The sequence below is a fragment of the Cellulomonas sp. P2_F12 genome (genome assembly GCF_056403775.1).
Window position 1 is genome coordinate 879,911 of the sequence record NZ_JBFUEV010000001.1, and the last position, 19,311, is coordinate 899,221.

Consider the following 19,311-nt stretch of genomic DNA (forward strand, 5'->3'; position numbering starts at 1 on the left):
GGTCAGGCCTCGCGCGTGATCCGCACCTGCACCTCGGCGTCCTGCGTCCCGGCGCCGGCGTAGATGCCGCGCAGCGGGGGGACGTCGTCGTAGGACCGGCCCCTGGCCAGGACCACGTGGTGGTCGCCCGCGATGACCCGGTTGGTCGCGTCGTAGGCGAACCACTCGCCCACCCACCACTCGACCCACGCGTGCGAGTCGCCCAGCACGGTCGTACCGAGCTCGGCCTCCGAGTCGGGGTGCAGGTAGCCGGAGACGTACCGCGCCGGGATCCCGATGGACCGCAGCGCGCCGGTCACCAGGTGCGCGATGTCCTGGCAGACACCGGCCCGGGCCGTCCACGCCTCGGAGGCCGGGGTGTGCACCGTGGTGACACCGGGGATGTACTCCATCTCGTCGCGGAGCGCGTTCGCCACGGCGAGCGCCGCATCGGCCGGCTCCAGGTCGGCGGCGACCCGCCTGGTCAGCTCGACCACGTCCTCGGGGGGCGCCGTCGTCGGCGTGTCGGCGAGGAACTCCGCCAGCCGGTCGCGCAGCTCGGCGCCCCGCAGCGTGTCCCAGCCGGCCGGCGACCGCAGCGGCGCGCGCTGCGCCACCTCGACCAGGTGCTCCGCCGTGATCACCATCGACTCGTGCGGCGTCAGCACCTCGAACGCGGTGACCGCCGTACCCCAGTAGTCGCGGTACTCGTGCCAGCCGGTGTGCGGCTGCACGTCGACCTTGGTCTCGAGCACCGTCTGCCCGTGCTGCGAGACCGGCGTCATGCGCGCCTCGTTGTACGACGCCAGCACCGCGCTCCCGTACCGGAACGTCGACGTGTGGACCACTCGCAGCCTGCTCACAGTGCCTCTCCTACCCAGTTCGTCGACGACGAGCTCGGGAAGTACCGACCCCGGATCGCGTCCGAGGCCGCCGAGCACGCGCGCTGCACCCGTTCCATCTCCTTGGGGAGCTTGTCGAGCACCTCGATCAGCGGGCGGTACTCGAGGTTGGTGCGGACGAAGCCGATGTGACGGCGCGCGTCGTCGACGGCCGAGCGGTCCGACGTGCCCTCGAGGGCGGCCAGGCAGCGCTCGGCCTGGTTCAGCGCGAACACGATCGACCGGGGGAACAGCTGGTCCGTGAGCAGGAACCCGGCGGCCCGCTCGTCGGACGCGGCCCCGCGGTACATCCGCAGGAACGCCTCGTGCGCGCCGCAGGAGCGCAGCAGGGTGGTCCAGCTGGGGCCCGCCGAGCCGGCGAGCGCCCGCGTGGTCAGCAGCCGCGCGGTCATGTCGGCGCGCTCGATCGACCGGCCGAGCACCATGAAGTTCCACGTGTCGTCGCGGGACGTCGCGGAGTCGGTGATGCCCGACACCACCGCGGCCCGCTCGCGCACCCACGTGAAGTAGTCGTGCGGCCGCGCGGGACGCATGTGCGACGGCAGCTGGTTCCAGGTCGCGTTGAGGCTCTCCCACAGCTCGGTGGAGATGGTCTCGCGCGCGCGGCGGGCGTTCTCCCGGGCCGACACCAGGGACCCGGCGATGGACGACGGCGCGAACCGGTCGTACGCGAGCATGTCCAGCACGTACTCCCGGCCGACCTCCACGTGCACCGGCGGGGCCGCGCGGTCCATCACCGACAGCAGGGACCGGCAGGCCAGGTCCTCCTCGGCCCAGGGGTCCTCGAGCAGGATCTGCACGTGCACGTCGAGCAGGCGGGCGGTGTCGTCGGCGCGCTCGACATAGCGACCGATCCAGAACAGCGACTCGGCGATCCGGCTCAGCACGGGGCACCTCCGGCGGGGATCGAGCGACCCTGTTGCTGCTGTTGCTGCATCACCTGGGCGCGGACGTCGTTGGGGTTGGACTCGATCGGCACCGCCGAGTCCTGCGGGACGGCCTGCGGGCTGTCGGACTCGTGCCGCACGGCCCGGCGCGGCACCGCACCGCCCAGCACCCACGTGTCCTTCGACCCGCCGCCCTGCGACGAGTTGACGACGAGCTCGCCCTCGGGGAGCGCGACCCGGGTCAGGCCGCCCGGGAGCACGAACACCGACTCGCCGTCGTTCACCGCGAACGGTCGCAGGTCGGTGTGCCGGGGCCGCAGCGAGTCGTCGATGAGCGTCGGGATGGTGGACAGCTGCACCACCGGCTGCGCGATCCAGCCGCGGGGGTCGTCGCGCAGCCGCACCTTGAGCTGCGCGAGCTCGGCCGTGGACGCCTTCGGCCCGACGACGAGCCCCTTGCCGCCCGAGCCGTCGACCGGCTTCACGACGAGCTCGTCGAGCCGGTCCAGCACCTCCTCGAGCGCCTCGGGCTCCTCGAGCCGCCACGTGTCGACGTTGCGCAGGATCGGCTGCTCGCTCAGGTAGTACCGGATGAGGTCGGGCACGTAGGTGTAGACGAGCTTGTCGTCGGCGACGCCGTTGCCCACCGCGTTCGCGATCGTCACGGTGCCGTTGCGCGCGCAGGTCATGAGCCCCGGGCTGCCGAGGTAGGAGTCGTTGCGGAACACCACCGGGTCCAGGTAGTCGTCGTCCACGCGGCGGTAGATGACGTCGACCCGGCGCCGGCCCTGCGTCGTGCGCATCCACACCCGGCCGCCCGAGCAGAACAGGTCGCGCCCCTCGACCAGCTCGACGCCCATCATCCGGGCCAGCAGCGAGTGCTCGTAGTAGGCGCTGTTGAAGACGCCCGGCGTGAGCACGACCACCGTCGGCTCGTCGACCCCGGACGGGGCCGCGGCCGTGAGCGCGGCGAGCAGGCGGCGCGGGTAGTCGGCCACGGGCCGGATCCGCAGCGCCGCGAACAGCTCCGGGAACGTCTGCGCCATCGCCCGCCGGTTCGACAGCACGTAGCTCACGCCGCTGGGCACGCGCACGTTGTCCTCGAGCACGCGCCAGCCGTCGAGGTCGTCGCGGATCAGGTCGATGCCCGACACGTGCACGCGGACGCCGTTGGGCGGGTTGATGCCCCGCGCGGCGCGCAGGAAGTTCGTCGACGACAGCACGACGCTGCGCGGGATCACGCCGTCGGCAATGGCGCGCTGCGGACCGTAGATGTCCGCCAGGAAGGCCTCGAGGGCCCGCACCCGCTGGGCGACGCCCGGCGCGACCTGCTCCCACTCGTCCCCGGCCAGCACGCGCGGCACCACGTCGAGCGGGAAGGGCCGCTCCTCGCCGGCGAAGTCGAACGTCACCCCCTGGGCGAGGTACGACCGGGCGAGCGTCTCCGCCCGGGCCCTCAGCTCACCGGCGCTCAGCTGGGCGAGAGCACGGTGCAGGCCCTTGTAGGCCGCGCGCGAGCCGCCACCGTCGGGATCGATCATCTCGTCCCACGCCGGTCCGGTCGGGTAGTCGTCGAACAGGTCCGCCATGATCCGGACAGTATCTGCCCGGTGATAACGCCGCGTTACGTGGAGCGGCTCCGCGGCGCTGATCAGCCGTCCGGCCCTCGACCTGCGGACCGGTGCCCGGGGGCGCTCCCGGGTACGGTCTGCGCGTGACCACCTCGGCCTGGGCCCGCCTGAGTTCCACGGTCCGCGCCGCCTTCGCGCGACTGTCCGGTTCCCGCGCCCCGACGCCCACCCGCGAGACCCTCCCGGACCACCGCGGCCGGGTCCGCATCGAGTACAGCCCCCGGCTCGACGGCGACGCCGACCCCGGGGAGATCGTCTGGGCCTGGGTCCCCTTCGAGGACGACCCGAGCCAGGGCAAGGACCGGCCCGTCCTCGTGATCGCGCGCGACGGCGCCAACGTCCTCGGGCTCATGCTCACCAGCAAGGACCACAGTCGCGACGCCGCACTCGAGGCGAGGCGCGGGCGCGTCTGGATGGACATCGGCACCGGGCCGTGGGACTCGCAGCGCCGCCCGAGCGAGGTCCGCCTGGACCGGGTGCTCCGCCTGCCCCCGTCCGCCGTCCGTCGCGAGGGGGCCGTGGTGGACCGGGCGCTCTTCGAGCAGGTGGCGACCGCGACGCGTCGCGCCCACGGGTGGTGAGCCCCGTCACGGGGTTCGGCTTCAGGCCTCCCGCCTGCTAACATAGGGATTCGCGTGTCCGCCCGGGTCGGCGGGCACAAGCCCAGTTCCTCTCCGCGGGTATCCCCACGCCCATGTCCCGGAGCTGTGCGCGCCCTCTAGACCTGTCAGATCGCTTCGGCGAACGCACAAGAGAGTCCACACGTGGCCAACATCAAGTCCCAGATCAAGCGCATCACCACCAACGAGAAGGCGCGTCTGCGCAACAAGTCGGTGAAGTCCGAGCTCAAGACGCACATCCGTCGCGTCCGCGAGGCCGTCGCCGGTGGCGACAAGGACGCCGCGTCGGTCGCCCTCGTCGAGGCGTCGCGCAAGCTCGACAAGGCCGTCTCCAAGGGTGTCATCCACGAGAACCAGGCCGCCAACAAGAAGTCGGCGCTGGCGAAGTCGGTCGGCGCGCTCTGAGCCACCCCTGAGCTGGTCCCGGCCATGCCGTGACCGCCAGGAGGCCGGCCAGGCCCCCACGTGAAAGGCGTCACCCCACCCGGGGTGGCGCCTTTCGTGTACCTCGCGCCGTTGGTGCACCTCAGGTCGGACTCCGCACGACACTGAAGGCGTCACCCCCCCTGCGGGGTGACGCCTTCAGTGTTCTCCGGCCACGATCGATCAGGTCAGCGACCAGGTCTCCCAGGTGCTGAGCGGGATCGTGGGACGGAAGCCTGCCTCGCGCAGCGCACGGTCGTACGCCTGCGCCGCCGCCGCGCTGTCGCCGTGCATGGCGTACCGGTCGCCCAGGTCGCGCCAGGCCGACGCGGACTGCCGCGACGCCGACATCATGCCGAGCAGGTCGGCCGCGGACTCGTACGCCCGTGCCGCACCGGCCGTGTCGCCGCGCGCGTGCAGCGCGTCCCCGCGGGACACCTGCGCGAACGCCGTCTCGAGCCGCGGCGGGTCGCCGAGCCGCTCGAGGGCCGCCGACGCGAACCTCTCGGCCGCGTCGATGTCCCCGAGCAGGAGGTAGGCACGCGAGCTCTCGACGTCGACGCGGGCGAGGTCGAGCTCCGAGCCGAGGACCGCCATGTCCGGGGCCGCACGCTCGATCTGGTCGAGTGCCGCCCGCGGGTCGACCGGGTCGGAGCGCAGCAGCAGCCACGCGTAGTTGAGCCGCAGCCGCGGCAGGTCGCGGTCGGCCTCGCCCTCGGACAGCAGGGCAAGGGCGCGCTCGGTGTAGCGCTGCGCCAGCTCGTAGTCGCGGCGCTGCTCGGCGACCAGGGCGGCGTTCCAGTAGACGCTCCCCCGACCCCGCGGCGTGCCCAGCGACTCCGCCAGGCGGACCAGCTCCGCGGCCCGGTGGGTGGCGTACAGCAGATCGCCGCGCTCGACGTAGGCCCACAGGACCGTCGACGCCAGACGCAGGTGCTCGTCCGTCCCCGTGAGGTCCGCCGCCTCGAGCTCCCCGAGCGTCCGCTCGCCGACCTCGACGCTGCGGTGCAGGTCGCCGGCCTCGAGGTAGGACGCGACGAGCGCGTTGGCCAGCTTGGCGGACTCGACGTGGTGGGCGCGCGCCCGGGAGTCGGCCAGCAGCGGTTCGAGGATCGCCACCGAGGACTCGAGGTCGCCCAGCACCTCGAACGCGTGCGCGAGGGTGGTCAGGGCTTCCACCCGGACGTTCGGCGACACGATCTCGAGGTCGAGCGCCTCGAGCCGCCGACGAGCGCCGGCGGCGTCGCCCTGCGTCATGTCCAGCTTGGCGTAGTCGATCTCGAGCCGCGTGCGCGCCTCGTTGGGACCGTCTTCGCCGTGCTTCAGATATTCGAGGGTCGTGCCCAGGCGGGTGGCCAGCACGGCGAGCGCGGAGTCGGTCGGTTCACGATGACCCGCCTCGATCAAAGAGATGTAGCTGGGTGAGAAGGCGGATCCGGCAAGCGCTGTCTGGGAGAGCCCAGCCGCGAGCCGGGCGTCGCGTACCCGGTCAGCAATCGTGGTCATGGTCAGTCATTGTATGTGTGACGTCCCCCGGATGCACCACCCCCCGCAGAGGCGGCGTGTCCGGACCCCCGCTGTTCACCCGGAGCCGCCCGTCAGTCGAGGATCGTCCGGCAGCACCCGCTGGCGCCGCCGGTGTTGGTGCTGTCGATCGGACCGTCGGCGAGCGCGTTGCCCGGCGAGAGGGCCAGGGAACCGAGCACGGCGAGGACGACGAGGGCCGACTTGAACGGTCTGGACATGTGAGTGCTCCTTCTGCGGTCATCCAGCGATCCGGGTGGTGCCCCATGATGACGTGCCCGGCGCGTCACGTCTCCCACTTCCTACCGGTCCGCCCCTGATCGGGTGAATGTTCCGGCCAGGATCCCGCCCCGAGCAGGGTCAGCATCGCCGTCACAGAATTCCACCCGCAAGTCGGCGGTTCACAGCGCCGAAGATGTGGTGTCATAGATGCCATGACACCGGACGACGCCGACGGGCGGCTCGCGTATCTCGCAGCCGCAGTGGAGGACGCCATCCCGAACGCCCTCCGGCAGGAGTGGGCGCAGCGGATCTCCCACGAGCCGGTGCTCGTCGCGCGGCAAGGCATCTTCTCGGAGCACGGCCGTCCGTTCGCCTACCAGCTCTCCTTCCGGTCGCCGGACCAGCACACCGCGACCGCGTTGTCCTGGAGCTCTCACCAGCACGAGCGCGCGACCGCCCACGTCCTGGGCGCCACGTTCGGCCGCGCGGACCTCGAGCACGTCGCCCACGGTCGGCTGCTGTTCGTCCGCTGCCCGCGCGCCTACCTGGTCGGTGACCTGCCCATCCCTCGCCGCCCGGACCGGCTCGTCATCGAGATCAATGACGCCGTCACCATCGACGCCGCCGTCCTGGCCGGCGTCCGGCGGCTGCGGGAAGAGGGTTTCCGCATCGCGGTCCCGGCGTTCGTCAGCAACCCGAACCAGCGCCGCCTGCTCCCCCACGCGGACTTCGTGAAGATCGACGTCCGCGATCTCGACGTCGAGGGCCCGCCCGTCGTGCACCTGGCACGGTCGTACGGCGCCCTGCTCGTCGCCGAGTACGTCGAGAGCCCGGACACCCTGCGCCACGCGCGCGACCTGGGGTTCACGCTGTTCCAGGGCAACCTGCTCGAGCGCGCCGGCGTGCTCGACCGCGCGGGCGCGCGGCGCGTCAGCCTGTAGGGCGCAGTCGCCACGGGCTCGGCCCTCCTGTGCTGTCCGACGTGTCCGGTCACAACCCGTTGGTCCGGTCGGGTGAACGGCGTCATAGACCGCCACCACGCCCCTCTCATCCGGTGTGACCGTGCCCGCCATCTCCCCCGCCGTACCTGCTCGGCTGCCCATCGCGCGCCAGCCCATCTGGACCGCGGGCGGTCAGCTCTACGGCAACGAGTTCCTCTACCGGTCCCGCGACGGCCTGCCGGCACAGGTCGACCGCTGGGGCTCCGACCGCCAGGACGTCGCGACGGCCTCGGTCCTCGACGTCCTCTTCGGCGACGGACCGCCCACCAGCAGCACGCTCGCCTTCGTCAACGTGACCCGCTCGTTCCTGGTCGACGACCGTCCGCTCCCGGCGCACGCCGGTCGGCTCGTGCTCGAGGTCGTCGAGTCCGTCGCGGCGGACGACTCGGTGCTCGCGGGGCTCGAGCGGCTGCGGTCCCGCGGGTACCGCATCGCGATCGACGACTTCGCGGCCGAGCCCGACCAGCTGGCGATGATGCCGTACGCCGACTTCGTGAAGATCGACTGTCGCGACGTGCACCGGCTCGGTGACGGTCTGGTCCGGCTGGCCCGCACGTACGGGGCGACGCTCGTCGCCGAGCGCGTCTCCGACACCGAGCTGGTCGAGGAGTGCCGCACCCTCGGGTTCGAGCTGCTCCAGGGCGACGTCCTCGGCCCGGCCGTGACGCTCGGCGCGTAGCCGTCAGGAGCCGACGGCGCCCGCGACGCGCAGGACGGCCCGCTCCACCGCGAACTGGGGGTCGCGGCCCTCGCCCTTGACCTCGGCGTCTGCCTGCGCCACCGCGGCGATCGCGCTCGCCAGGCCCTCGGGCGTCCACCGGCGCAGGTCCGCCATCGCCCGGTCGGTCTGCCACGGCGCGAGGCCGAGGTCCCGGAGCGCGCCCGCCCCGCGTCCGCGCACCGCCGCGACCTTGGCCAGCACCCGCAGCTTGGCCGCCAGGGCGGCGACCACCGGCACGGGGTCGACACCGGTCGCGAGCGCGTGCCGCAGGAGCGCCACCGCCTGGCCCGACTGACCGGCGACCGCGGCGTCGGCCACGCGGAACCCCGTCGCCTCGATCCGGCCGCCGTAGTACCGCTCGACCACCTCGGGGCCGATCAGGCCGGTGGTGTCCGCGACGAGCTGGCCGCACGACGCGGCGAGCTCACGCAGGTCGCTACCCACGGCGTCGACCAGCGCGCGCACGGCCTGGGCATCGGCGCGGCGCCCCGCCCGGCGCAGCTCGGCCGTGACGAAGGCACTCTTGTCGCCGTCCGACTTGATCGCGTCGCACGCCACCGTGGGCACACCCGTCGAGCGCAGGGTGTCCAGGAGCTTCTTGCCGCGCTGCCCGCCGCCGTGCCGGAGCACGAGCACCACGTCGCCCGGCGGCGCGGCGATGTACTCGGTCACGTCGTTCAGCAGGTCGTCGCTCGCGCGCTCGAGTCCGTCGACGACCACGACCTTGTCCTCGGCGAACAGGCTGGGGCTGGTGACCACGCCAAGCGTGCCCACCGTGTACTCGGCGGCGTCGAGCCGGGTCACCTCGACCCCGGCGTCGGCGGCACGTGCCAGCGACACGACCCGGTCGACCGCGCGATCGGCGAGCAGGCCCTCGGTGCCGCTGACCAGCAGCACGGGGGCGAGCTCGACTGCCTCCCACGAGACGCCCGCGGTGCGGGTGGCTGGACGGCGGGCTGCGGGAGGCACGGGCACAGCCTGCCAGACGTCACCGACGCTCTCGCGCGGTCCCTCGGACCACGGCCAGCCGGATCACGCACGCACCGGCCACGGTGAGCACCGCGACGCCCGCCCAGCCGGGCAGCCACGCCACCTGCGCGCCCGGTGCCGCGGCCGCCGTGCGCGCGACGGCCCCGATCCACCAGCACGCGGCCCCCGAGCCGAGGGCGAGCAGGTGCGCCGCCGCCGGCCACCACGGGGCGACCCCGCCGGCTGCGATGCCGAGCACCGTGGCGGGCGCGAGCGCCGGGGCGACCAGCAGGTTCGCCGGCACGGCGTAGAGGGCGACGGTGGGCGTCGCGACCAGGATCGCGGGCGCGCAGACCAGCTGCGCCGCCACCGGCAGGGCCAGCGCGGTCGCGATCGGACGTCCGCATCGCGCGGACCAGCGCTCGGCGAGCGGTCCGCCGACGAGGACGAGTCCGCCCGTGGCGAGCACCGAGAGCACGAACCCGAGCTCCCCGGCCAGCCACGGGTCGGCGATCAGGAGCAGCACGACAGTCCCCGCGAGCGCCGCAGGCGCCCGGTGCGGGCGACCGAGCAGCACCCCGAGCACGGCCACGAGGCCCATCGCCGCTGCGCGCAGGACGCTCGGCGACGGGTGGACGAGCAGCACCATCGCGGCCATCGCCAGCGCGGTCAGGGCCACCCGGGCGGCGCGGGGCAGGCGGACCGCGGACGCCAGCGCGAGGACGAGGGCGGCGACGAGCGAGAAGTGGGCGCCGGACACCGCGGTCACGTGCGTCAGACCGGCGGTGCGCATCGCCGCCGTGAGGTCGTCGGGGACCGCGCGGGTGTCGCCCACGCTCACCCCGGCGAGCAGCGCGCCCGCATCACCGGGGAGCTCCGCCGCCAGGCCGCGCACCCCGTCGCGGAAGGCGGAGGCCGAGGCGTCCCAGGGCGGCGGCGGCCCGAGCACGTCCGGCGCGGCCCCGGTCAGCAGCACCGCGACGACCCGGCTCCCGGCCTGCCCGGCGCGGACTCCACCGACCGCACCGACCCGGGCTCCGAAGGGAACCGTCATCCAGCTCGACGGACCGAGCACCAGGACCCGACCCGTCGCGCCGGAGGTCCGCCCGCCGGCCGCCGCGCGGTCCGCCGCCAGCACGATCCGCACCCGCTCCGGCGCGCCCGGCCAGGCCGGTGGGACCAGGGTCGGCTCCACGACGACCACGCCCTCGACCCGGCCGACCACCTCGTCGCGCGCGAGCTCGGGAAGCAGGCCCCGACCGCGCGCGGCCGTCTGGCTCGCTCCCGCCGCGAGCACGCCGGCCACCACGACGAGGGCGAGGCACAGCACCGGGACGACGGCCGCGCGGACCGGTGCGCCGGGCACGTGCTCGGGGGCGCCCGCGCAGAGCCGGAGCCCGACGGCCGCGACCGCCAGGGCGGCGATGGCGCAGGTCAGCGCGACGAGTGCCGGCATCCTGACCACGGCCAGCGCGGCGAGCCACGCGGCCGCCGCGGCCGGGAGGAGCCGGACGTCGACGGTCGTCGGCGGGTCGCTGTCGTCAGCCGGCGGGATCGGGCCAGTGCCCGGCGGGATGCGTTCGACAGGAGGCAGGGCGCGGGCCGCGGGCGGTTCGCGGGATACGCGCCGGTGATCGATCGGCGGGATCGGCATGCGAGCGGTCATACGCGGAAGAGGTCGCGGAGGCGTTCGAGCAAGGTCGGGCCGATCCCCGGGACGTCCGCCAGCTCGTCGACGCTCGCGTACGGGTGGTCCTCGCGGTGCGCGACGATCCGGCCGGCCAAGACCGGGCCGATGCCGGGCAGGGCGTCGAGGGCGGCCGCGTCCGCGGCGTTGAGGTCGACTCGCTCGTCGCCGCCCGCCGCCGACGACGGACCGGCCACGGCCGCCGCGTCCCCCGCGGCCGGGACCACGACCTGCTCACCGTCGACCAGCAGCCGCGCGAGATTCAGTGCTCCCAGCTGTGCGTCCGCGGTGGCGCTCCCGGCAGCCGCGATGGCGTCGACGACGCGGGAGCCCTCCGCGAGCCGGACGACGCCCGGGGCCGCGACCGCCCCCACCACGTCGACGACGACCTGGGCAGTCGGTGGTGCTGTCGATCCCCCGGCCTGTGCGGGGGTGACGCTCTGCGCCGGGACGGGCAGCTCCACCGCCGGCCCCGGCGAGAGCGACGCGGCGCGCAGAGCGACACCGCCCCCGACCAGCAGCAGCACCGCGCCGGCGCCCGCGGCGAGACGCGACGAGACCGCCCACCGCCAGCGGCGGCGGGGACCCGGCACGGGCGCGACCGAGGCACCGTGCGCGGCGGTGTAGCCCGCAGCGGCGCTCTGGAGCGCCGTGCCGGTGCGCGTCGGCGTGCTCGCGGGGTCGGGGCTGGGCTCCGGCACCTGGACCGTGGGGCCCGCAGGTTCAGGCGCGGGTGTCACGCCGCGCTGCCGGTCCGGACTGTCCATGCGCACTGGCGCGGGCACTGCCGCCGGGCCCGCCTCCGGGATCGGAACGTCCGGACCCGCTGGCGCTCGGTCCGGCGTCCAGCCCGCGCCCGGAGGAGCCGCTGGCTCGAAGAACCGCGCGAACGAGGCAGGAGGACCGGCGTGGGGGTCCGTGCTCGGGATGGGGTCGAAGGTGCGCGCGGAGTGGCGTGAGGGCGAGCGGCGGGGGGTCGTGAGCGCGGTGAGCCGGGCGGTCCGGGAGAGGTCGCGGTCACGGCGTGGCACCCGGTGAACCTACGGTCGAGGCGGCGGCGGGATCGACGGACGTCGGCGATCGCTGGGTGACGATCGTCGATGCCCGGGGCTGTGGGCGGCTCGGTCAGGCGTCGGCGACGACGATCGCGAGCAGGCCCGGTCCCGCGTGAGCCGCCAGCACCGCGCTCGACTCGCAGACCGCCGTCTCGACGAGCCGGTCGGCGGCGGCCTCCGCCAGCTCGGCCGCGAGCGCCGCGGCGACGTCCGGCTGGCCGAGGTGATGGACCGCGACCCGGGCGGCCGGGCGGCGCAGGACGTCCTCGAGGGCGAGCGCCACCAGGCGTTCGCGGGCGGCTCGTCGCGTGCGCACCTTCTCGAGCACGTCGATGCCGCCGTCGTGCAGCGTGAGGATCGGGCGCAGACCCAGCACGATGCCGATCGCCGTCGCCGGGACGCTCAGCCGTCCGCCGCGGCGCAGGTGGTCCAGCGAGTCGACCAGGAACCAGACCCGGGTGGACGCGGCGACCGCGCGCGCGTGGTCGGCGACCTCCTGGCCGTCGGGCAGTCGCGCGTCGGTGTGCGATCGGGCGTGCCACCAGGCGCGGGCCGCCCCGAGCGGTCCAGCTGGCGCGGGCTCGGTCGCTGGCGTCTCGGGGCCGATCGAGAAGCGTGCCGCGTCGACGACCGCGAACCCGAGGGCCATCGCGACCGCCCCCGAGTCGACGACGTGCACGGGGACGGGCGACGTCTCCGCTGCGAGCTGCGCGGCGCGGACGGTGCCCGACAGGTCGCCCGAGAGGTGGATCGACACGATCTCCCGGGCACCCGACGCCGCCGCCCGCTCGTACGCGGACGCGAACGCGGCGGGCGGGGGCTGCGACGTCGTGACCGTGACGCCCTTGGTCAGCGCGCCGAGCAGGGCGCTCGGGGACAGGTCGACGCCCTCCACGTGGCGCTCGCCGTCGACGACCACGTCCAGCGGGACGACGCCGATGCCCCAGCGCTCGGCCGCGCCCTCGGGCAGCGAGGCCGTCGAGTCGGTGACGATCGCGACCGACGGCTGCTCGGGCCGGCGACGGCCGGGCACGGCGATCAGGCCGGGACGACGTTGACGAGCTTGGGCGCCCTGACGACGACGGTCCGGATGCCGCGGCCGTCGAGGGCGCGCTGCACACCGACGTCGGCCAGGGCCAGCTCGCGCAGGTCGTCGTCGGAGATCTCGGGCGAGACCTCGGCGCGACCGCGCACCTTGCCCTGCACCTGGAAGATGCACGTCACCGTGTCCTCGACCAGGTACGCCGGGTCCGCCACCGGGAACGGCTCGTGCGCGAGCGAGCGCTCGTGGCCCAGGCGGGACCACAGCTCCTCCGCGACGTGCGGGGCGACCGGGGCCGTCATCAGCACGAGGGCCTCGACAGCGGCGCGGGGCGTCGTCGGCAAGGTGGTGAGGTGGTTGTTCAGCACGATCAGCCGCGAGATCGCCGTGTTGACCCGCATGGCCGCCATGTCCGCGGTCGTGTCCGCGATCGCCCGGTGCAGCACGCGCAGGGTCTCGTCGGACGGGGCGTCGTCGGACACGACGGTCGCCCCGGTTCCCTCGTCGACCACGTTGCGCCACAGCCGCTGCAGGAACCGCTGCGAGCCGACGACCGCGCGGGTCTCCCACGGCCGGGACAGGTCCAGCGGGCCCATCGACATCTCGTACACGCGCAGGGTGTCGGCGCCGTACTCCGCGTACATGTCGTCGGGCGTCACCATGTTCTTCAGCGACTTGCCCATCTTCCCGTACTCGCGGTTGACGGGCCGGCCCTGCCAGCTGAAGCCCGTCGCCGACGCCGTGTCCTCCACGACCTCCTCGGCGGGCACGTGCACGCCGCGCTCGTCGGTGTAGGCGTACGCCTGGATGTAGCCCTGGTTGAACAGCTTGTGGAACGGCTCCCCGCTGGAGACGTGCCCGAGGTCGTGCAGGACCTTGTGCCAGAACCGGGCGTACAGCAGGTGCAGCACCGCGTGCTCGACGCCGCCGACGTACAGGTCGACGCCGCCGATCGAGCCGGGCTGCTGCTCCCCGTGGCCGGGTCCCATCCAGTACTGCTCCAGCGCGGGGTCCACCAGCACCGTCTCGTTGGTCGGGTCCAGGTAGCGCAGGTAGTACCAGCAGGAGCCGGCCCAGTTGGGCATCGTGTTGGTGTCGCGGCGGTACTGCTTGGGGCCGTCGCCCAGGTCGAGCGTGACAGCGACCCAGTCCTCGTTGCGGCCCAGCGGAGGCTCCGGCGTGGAGTGCGCGTCGTCGGCGTCGAACGTGCGCGGCGAGTAGTCCGGCACGTCCGGCAGGTTCACCGGCAGCGCCGACTGCGGGACCGCCAGCGGCAGGTCGTGCTCGTCGTAGACGATGGGGAACGGCTCTCCCCAGTAGCGCTGGCGGCTGAACAGCCAGTCGCGCAGGCGGTACGTGATGGTGCCCTCGCCGACGCCCTTGGCGGTGAGCCAGTCGGTGATCGTCGCCTTGGCGTCGGCGACCGACAGCCCGTCCAGGCTGACCTCGTCGTTCGACGAGTTGATGGCCACGCCGTCGCCGGTGCGCGCACCGGGCTCGGTGCCCTCCGGGGCGTCGATCGTGTAGACGACCGGCAGGTCGAAGGCCTCGGCGAACGCGAAGTCGCGCTCGTCGCCGCCCGGCACGGCCATGATCGCGCCCGTGCCGTAGCCCATGAGGACGTAGTCGGCGGTGAACACCGGCAGCAGGTCGCCGTTGACCGGGTTCTGCGCCAGGTGGCCGGTGAACACGCCGGTCTTGCGGCCCGCGTCCGCCTGCCGCTCGACCGCGGTCTTGGCGGCCGTCTCCGCGCGGTAGGACGCGACGGCGTCGACCGGGGTGCGGTGGCCGCCCGTCCAGATGTCCTTGGTGCCGTCGGGCCACGCCGTGGGCACCTGGTCCAGCAGCGGGTGCTCCGGGGCGACGACGACGAACGTGGCGCCGAACAACGTGTCGGGGCGGGTGGTGAACACCTCGACCTGGTCGCCGCCCTGCACGGCGAAGCGGACCCGGGCGCCCGACGAGCGGCCGATCCAGTTGCGCTGCATCGCCTTGACCTTGTCGGGCCAGTCGATGTGCTCGAGGTCGTCGATCAGGCGGTCCGCGTAGGCCGTGATCCGCATGTTCCACTGGCGCAGGCTGCGCTGGAACACCGGGAAGTTGCCGCGCTCGGAGCGGCCGTCGGAGGTGACCTCCTCGTTGGCCAGCACCGTGCCCAGTCCGGGGCACCAGTTCACCGGCGTCTCGGAGACGTAGGCGAGGCGGTGCGTGTCCAGGACGCGACGACGAGCGACCTCGTCCAGCCCGGCCCACTCGGCTCCGCGCAGTCCGGCGTCGTACTCGGCGACCAGCTCCGCGATGGGACGGGCCCGGCCGACGCCGCCGTCCGGCCGCGGCGCGGTCTCGTCGTACCAGGAGTCGAAGATCTGCAGGAAGATCCACTGCGTCCAGCGCACGTAGCCCGGGTCGATCGTCGCGAACGTGCGACGCGGGTCGTGGGCCAGGCCGAGCCGACGCAGCTGGCGCTGCATGATGACGATGTTCGCCTCGGTGGTGGTGCGCGGGTGCTGCCCGGTCTGCACGGCGTACTGCTCCGCGGGCAGGCCGAACGCGTCGAACGCCAGCGCGTGCAGCACGTTGTCGCCCTGCATCCGGCGGAAGCGGCCGACGACGTCGGTGGCGATGTAGCCCAGCGGGTGGCCGATGTGCAGGCCGGCGCCCGAGGGGTACGGGAACATGTCCATGACGAAGAACGCGGGCTGCGCGGGGTCCGCGTGCTTCCCGTCGCCGTCGGTGAGCCCGCCCGTCGGGTTGGCGGCGAAGAATGTGCCGCGGTCAGCCCACTCGTCCTGCCAGCGCAGCTCGATCTCCCGCGCGAGCTCCGCGGTGTAGCGGAACGGCACGTCGTCGGTGGCGGTGGGCGTGGGGGAAGCGTCCTGCGAGGTCACCCGGCGAGTTTACCGACCGGTGGTGCTCCCCCCGCACCCGGCCGGGTGCGGTCGGACCCGCCGCCGTATGCTCCGGACATGTCGGACAGCACGCCACCGTCGGCAGCCGGCTCGTCCGCCGCCGACCTCGCCGCCCTCCGCGCGGCCGCCGCGCAGGCGGCGGCCGAGGCCGCCGAGGCGAAGGCCCAGGCCGCGGCCGCCGCGCTCGCCGCCGCGGAGGCCGTCGCCGCGACCCCCACCGCGCCGCCGCCGGCCGCGGCCTCCACCCCCTCGGACCACGCGGCCGAGATCATCGCCGGCTACACGTTCAGCGGTCCGGTGCTGCCGCTCGGCGCCCTGGTCGAGGCCGACGTCCCGGTGCCCGGCGCGGTCGTCGGGATCCCGCTCGGCATGATGAACCGGCACGGCCTCGTGGCCGGTGCGACCGGCACGGGCAAGACCAAGACGCTGCAGGTGCTCGCCGAGGGCCTGTCCGCCGCGGGCGTGCCGGTGTTCGTCGCGGACATCAAGGGTGACCTCTCGGGGCTGGCCGTGGCGGGCGCGCCGAACGAGAAGCTGCTGGCCCGCACGGCGAGCCTCGGGCAGGAGTGGGTCGCGACGTCGTCGACGGTCGAGTTCCTCAGCCTCGGCGGGCTGGGCGAGGGCACGCCGGTGCGCACCACCGTCACCGACTTCGGCCCGCTGCTGCTGGGCAAGGTGCTCGGCCTCAACGCCACGCAGGAGTCGAGCCTGGGCCTGCTGATGCACTGGGCCGACACCCAGGGGCTCGCGCTGCTGGACCTCAAGGACCTCCAGGCCACCATCGCGTACCTGGTCAGCGACGAGGGCAAGCCGCAGCTCAAGGGCATCGGCGGGCTGTCGGCGGCGACCGCGGGGGTGATCCTGCGGGAGATCGTCGCGCTGCAGGCACAGGGGGCCGACGCCTTCTTCGGCGAGCCCGCCTTCGCCGTGTCCGAGCTGCTGCGGACCGCCCCCGACGGACGCGGCGTGATCAGCGCGCTCGAGCTGCCCGCGGTGCAGGACCGTCCCGCGCTGTTCTCCACGTTCCTCATGTGGCTGCTGGCGGAGCTGTTCCAGGAGCTGCCCGAGGTGGGCGACCCCGACAAGCCGCGGCTCGTGTTCTTCTTCGACGAGGCGCACCTGCTGTTCACGGGGGCGTCGGCGGACTTCCTCACGCAGGTCACGCAGACGGTCCGGCTGATCCGGTCGAAGGGCGTCGGCGTCTTCTTCGTCACGCAGAGCCCCAAGGACGTGCCCGCCGACGTGCTGGGCCAGCTGGGCAACCGCGTCCAGCACGCGCTGCGAGCGTTCACCCCCGACGACGCGAAGGCGCTGCGGGCCGCGGCGCGCACGTTCCCGACCTCGCCCTACGACCTCGAGCAGCTGCTCCAGTCCCTGGGGACCGGCGAGGCCGTGGTCACCGGGCAGTCGGAGCGCGGCACGCCGACGCCGGTGGCGTGGACGCGCCTGCGCGCGCCGCAGTCGTCGATGGACCCGATGCCCGCGGCGGACCTGGCCGCGGCGGTCGCGGCATCGCCGCTGTCGGTCCGCTACGGCGCGGCCGTGGACCGCGAGTCGGCGTACGAGCTGCTCGCAGTCCGGGCCGAGAAGGCCCAGGAGGCCGCCCGGCGCGCCGACGAGGCGGAGCAGGCCGCCGGCGAGGCGGAGCGCAGGGCGAAGGAGGCCCGGCAGGCCGCTCCGCGCCGGTCGACCAGCAGGACGAGCCCGCTGGACAGCCTGCTGCGGTCAGCGGGTACTCAGCTGGGGCGTGAGATCACGCGCTCGATCTTCGGCACCCGCCGCCGCTGAGGGGACCGGCAGCACGGGCACCGGTCCACGCCCGACCACCAGCACGACGACCAGCCCGACCGCGGTGAGCCCGGCGCCCACCCAGGCGGGCGCGAGGTAGCCGAAGCCACCGGCGATGACCAGCCCGCCGACGAACGCGCCGGTCGCGTTGCCCAGGTTGAGCGCGGAGTGGCACAGGGCCGCGCCGAGCGAGGGCGCCGCGGGCGAGACGTCCATCAGGCGCGTCTGCAGCGACAGCCCGAGCACCTGGGAGGTGACCCCGAGCAGGACGAGCGCGAGCACGGCGGGCACCGGGTAGGAGCCCACGAGCGCGATGGAGACCAGGACCACGATCGTGGCGATCATGGACCCGATGACCGTGCCCATCACCGACCGGTCGGCCAGCCGGCCGCCGACCACCGTGCCGATCGTCATGCCGATCCCGTACAGCGCGAGCACCAGCGGCACGAGCGCGACGCCGAGGCCGGTCACCTCCGTGAGCAGCGGCTTGACGTAGGAGTAGACGGCGAACATCCCGCCGAACCCGACCGCGCCCGCGCCGAACGCGATCCACAGCCGCCGGTTGCGCAGGGCCGCCAGCTCGGTGCGGACGGTCGTGCCGGGCGCCGACGGCAGGGACGGCGTCCACGCGGACAGCGCCGCGAGCGTCACCAGCCCGAGCGCCCCGACGCCGACGAAGGACCAGCGCCAGCCGACCGCGTGCCCGACGATCGCGGTGAGCGGCACCCCGACGGCGCACGCGATGGTCAGACCGGCCATCATCGAGGCGACCGCGCGACCGCGCCGCTCCGGACCCACGACCGCGGTGCCCATCACCGCGCCGACGCCGAAGAACGCGCCGTGCGGCAGGCCGGCGAGGAACCGGGCCAGCACCAGCCAGCCCATGCTCGGCGCGAACGCGGACAGCACGTTGCCGATGGTGAAGGCGACCATGAGCAGCAGGAGCAGCCGCCGCCGGTCGAGCCGGGCGCCGAGGGCGGCCAGGGTCGGAGCGCCCACGACGACGCCGAGGGCGTAGGCCGTGATCGCGTTGCCGGCCGTCGGGATGGAGACGTCGAAGCCCGACGCGATCTCGGGCAGCAGCCCCATCGTGGCGAACTCGGTGGTGCCGATGCCGAACCCGCCGAGGGCGAGGGCGAACAGCGCGGCGCGCGAACGCGCGGGCGTGAGCGTGACCAACGACGTGCCCTCCGGACGAATCGATTCGATCTCGGTGCGGAGTACGTCGTCGTCAGCTCCGGTGGATGGCGCTCAGCGTACGTCAGGCGGCGGGGACCAGCCAGATCGCCCGCGCCGCGACCTCGCCGAGGTCCACGGTCCGCGGGCCGACGCGCACCGAGATGACGCCCGCGACGGTGCGGCGCTCGACGACGGTGACGGCGGCGTCGAGGAGCAGGTCGACCGACTCCAGGTAGCGCAGCAGGCCCGGGTCGGCGTCGGAGATGCGGGCGACGGCCCACTCCCCCGGCTCCACGTCCCAGAGCACGCTCGCCGCGGGGACGTCGAGCGAGCCGTCCGCACCCGGGATCGGGTCGCCGTGCGGGTCCCGGCGCGGGTGGCCCAGCTGGGCGGAGACGCGCTCGACGAACAGGTCCGAGACGGCGTGCTCCAGCACCTCGGCCTCGTCGTGGACCTCGTCCCACCCGTAGCCCAGCACCTCGACCAGGAAGGTCTCGATGAGGCGGTGCCGCCGGACGACCGCGAGCGCGTGCCGCTCGCCGTCCGCCGTGAGCTCGATCGCGCCGTAGGGCTGATGGGTCACCAGACCGGCGTCGGCGAGGCGGCGGACCGTCTCCGAGACCGTCGACGCGCCGACGCCCAGGCGCGTGGCCAGCATCTTGGTGGTGACGGGCTGCTCCGACCACTCGCGGGCGGACCACACGACCTTGAGGTAGTCCTGCGTGACGGCGCTCAGCTCGGGTGTCGTCGGCGTGCTCACGCCGTCCAGACT

General features: G+C 74.0%; 17 protein-coding genes. 5 read left to right on the top strand and 12 right to left on the bottom strand.

Translation table 11 applies throughout. The annotated features are described in order from the left end of the window. Positions 1 to 2 precede the first annotated feature (2 nt). From AC1DWH_RS04075 to AC1DWH_RS04085, 3 genes are read right to left on the bottom strand one after another with little or no spacing between them, the layout of a single operon-like run. Positions 3 to 842: a transglutaminase family protein gene (locus AC1DWH_RS04075; protein ID WP_456847269.1), complete on the bottom strand. Its 840-nt coding sequence runs from the start codon at positions 840 to 842 to the stop codon at positions 3 to 5. Then, positions 839 to 1,768 carry an alpha-E domain-containing protein gene (locus tag AC1DWH_RS04080; RefSeq protein WP_477092579.1) on the bottom strand — a complete coding sequence of 310 codons (930 nt, stop codon included), beginning with the start codon at positions 1,766 to 1,768 and terminating at the stop codon, positions 839 to 841. Before AC1DWH_RS04080 ends, AC1DWH_RS04075 begins: the two co-directional genes overlap by 4 nt. Continuing rightward, on the bottom strand, positions 1,762 to 3,357 hold the full coding sequence (locus tag AC1DWH_RS04085) for a circularly permuted type 2 ATP-grasp protein (RefSeq protein ID WP_456847578.1): 1,596 nt from the start codon (positions 3,355 to 3,357) through the stop codon (positions 1,762 to 1,764). Before AC1DWH_RS04085 ends, AC1DWH_RS04080 begins: the two co-directional genes overlap by 7 nt. A 125-nt stretch (positions 3,358 to 3,482) precedes the next feature. On the opposite strand from AC1DWH_RS04085, the gene AC1DWH_RS04090 reads away from it, so the two are divergent. Together AC1DWH_RS04090 and rpsT are read left to right on the top strand one after the other, a co-directional pair. Further along, entirely contained in the window at positions 3,483 to 3,980 is a 498-nt protein-coding gene (locus AC1DWH_RS04090; RefSeq protein WP_477092580.1) for a type II toxin-antitoxin system PemK/MazF family toxin, read from the top strand. 183 nt (positions 3,981 to 4,163) lie between these two features. Beyond that, the gene (rpsT, locus tag AC1DWH_RS04095; protein ID WP_456847455.1) at positions 4,164 to 4,424 is read left to right on the top strand and encodes a 30S ribosomal protein S20; all 261 of its coding nucleotides are present in this window, start codon (positions 4,164 to 4,166) and stop codon (positions 4,422 to 4,424) included. 201 nt (positions 4,425 to 4,625) lie between these two features. Here the strand turns inward: rpsT and AC1DWH_RS04100 are convergent, their stop codons facing one another. Then, positions 4,626 to 5,948: a helix-turn-helix domain-containing protein gene (locus AC1DWH_RS04100; RefSeq protein WP_477092581.1), complete on the bottom strand. Its 1,323-nt coding sequence runs from the start codon at positions 5,946 to 5,948 to the stop codon at positions 4,626 to 4,628. Positions 5,949 to 6,040: 92 nt separating this feature from the next. Next, positions 6,041 to 6,187: a hypothetical protein gene (locus AC1DWH_RS04105; RefSeq protein WP_477092582.1), complete on the bottom strand. Its 147-nt coding sequence runs from the start codon at positions 6,185 to 6,187 to the stop codon at positions 6,041 to 6,043. Positions 6,188 to 6,400: 213 nt separating this feature from the next. Between AC1DWH_RS04105 and AC1DWH_RS04110 the strand changes: the two genes are divergently transcribed. Continuing rightward, positions 6,401 to 7,129: an EAL and HDOD domain-containing protein gene (locus tag AC1DWH_RS04110; RefSeq protein WP_456847458.1), complete on the top strand. Its 729-nt coding sequence runs from the start codon at positions 6,401 to 6,403 to the stop codon at positions 7,127 to 7,129. 121 nt (positions 7,130 to 7,250) lie between these two features. Continuing rightward, positions 7,251 to 7,868 carry an EAL domain-containing protein gene (locus AC1DWH_RS04115; protein WP_477092583.1) on the top strand — a complete coding sequence of 206 codons (618 nt, stop codon included), beginning with the start codon at positions 7,251 to 7,253 and terminating at the stop codon, positions 7,866 to 7,868. A gap of 3 nt (positions 7,869 to 7,871) precedes the next feature. Here the strand turns inward: AC1DWH_RS04115 and holA are convergent, their stop codons facing one another. From holA to leuS, 5 genes are all read right to left on the bottom strand, one after another. Further along, the gene (gene holA / locus AC1DWH_RS04120) at positions 7,872 to 8,879 is read right to left on the bottom strand and encodes a DNA polymerase III subunit delta (RefSeq protein WP_477092584.1); all 1,008 of its coding nucleotides are present in this window, start codon (positions 8,877 to 8,879) and stop codon (positions 7,872 to 7,874) included. Between the two features lie 19 nt (positions 8,880 to 8,898). Next, entirely contained in the window at positions 8,899 to 10,533 is a 1,635-nt protein-coding gene (locus tag AC1DWH_RS04125) for a ComEC/Rec2 family competence protein (protein WP_477092585.1), read from the bottom strand. A gap of 8 nt (positions 10,534 to 10,541) precedes the next feature. After that, a complete protein-coding gene (locus AC1DWH_RS04130; protein WP_477092586.1) occupies positions 10,542 to 11,267 on the bottom strand; it encodes a ComEA family DNA-binding protein in 726 nt (241 codons plus the stop codon). Between the two features lie 424 nt (positions 11,268 to 11,691). Then, positions 11,692 to 12,654 carry a DegV family protein gene (locus AC1DWH_RS04135; protein WP_477092587.1) on the bottom strand — a complete coding sequence of 321 codons (963 nt, stop codon included), beginning with the start codon at positions 12,652 to 12,654 and terminating at the stop codon, positions 11,692 to 11,694. Between the two features lie 5 nt (positions 12,655 to 12,659). Then, positions 12,660 to 15,551 (bottom strand): leucine--tRNA ligase, encoded by a 2,892-nt coding sequence (gene leuS / locus AC1DWH_RS04140; protein WP_477092588.1) that lies wholly within the window; start codon positions 15,549 to 15,551, stop codon positions 12,660 to 12,662. A 78-nt stretch (positions 15,552 to 15,629) separates the two neighbouring features. Between leuS and AC1DWH_RS04145 the strand changes: the two genes are divergently transcribed. Beyond that, positions 15,630 to 17,360: a helicase HerA-like domain-containing protein gene (locus AC1DWH_RS04145; protein WP_477092589.1), complete on the top strand. Its 1,731-nt coding sequence runs from the start codon at positions 15,630 to 15,632 to the stop codon at positions 17,358 to 17,360. On the opposite strand, the gene AC1DWH_RS04150 is transcribed toward AC1DWH_RS04145, so the two are convergent. Then, a complete protein-coding gene (locus AC1DWH_RS04150; RefSeq protein ID WP_477092590.1) occupies positions 17,298 to 18,539 on the bottom strand; it encodes an MFS transporter in 1,242 nt (413 codons plus the stop codon). The two genes, AC1DWH_RS04145 and AC1DWH_RS04150, sit on opposite strands and share 63 nt — an antisense overlap. An 82-nt stretch (positions 18,540 to 18,621) precedes the next feature. Continuing rightward, positions 18,622 to 19,299, bottom strand: a complete 678-nt coding sequence (locus AC1DWH_RS04155; protein WP_456846543.1) for a metal-dependent transcriptional regulator — start codon at positions 19,297 to 19,299, stop codon at positions 18,622 to 18,624. Positions 19,300 to 19,311 lie beyond the last annotated feature (12 nt).

What these genes read in the sequence shown, in the direction of transcription:
- AC1DWH_RS04100 (WP_477092581.1), bottom strand. Translation starts at nt 5,948, where the DNA reads ATGACCACGATTGCTGACCGGGTACGCGACGCCCGGCTCGCGGCTGGG.
- AC1DWH_RS04110 (WP_456847458.1), top strand. Translation starts at nt 6,401, where the DNA reads ATGACACCGGACGACGCCGACGGGCGGCTCGCGTATCTCGCAGCCGCA.
- AC1DWH_RS04125 (WP_477092585.1), bottom strand. Translation starts at nt 10,533, where the DNA reads ATGCCGATCCCGCCGATCGATCACCGGCGCGTATCCCGCGAACCGCCC.
- AC1DWH_RS04105 (WP_477092582.1), bottom strand. Translation starts at nt 6,187, where the DNA reads ATGTCCAGACCGTTCAAGTCGGCCCTCGTCGTCCTCGCCGTGCTCGGT.
- AC1DWH_RS04145 (WP_477092589.1), top strand. Translation starts at nt 15,630, where the DNA reads ATGTCGGACAGCACGCCACCGTCGGCAGCCGGCTCGTCCGCCGCCGAC.
- AC1DWH_RS04085 (WP_456847578.1), bottom strand. Translation starts at nt 3,357, where the DNA reads ATGGCGGACCTGTTCGACGACTACCCGACCGGACCGGCGTGGGACGAG.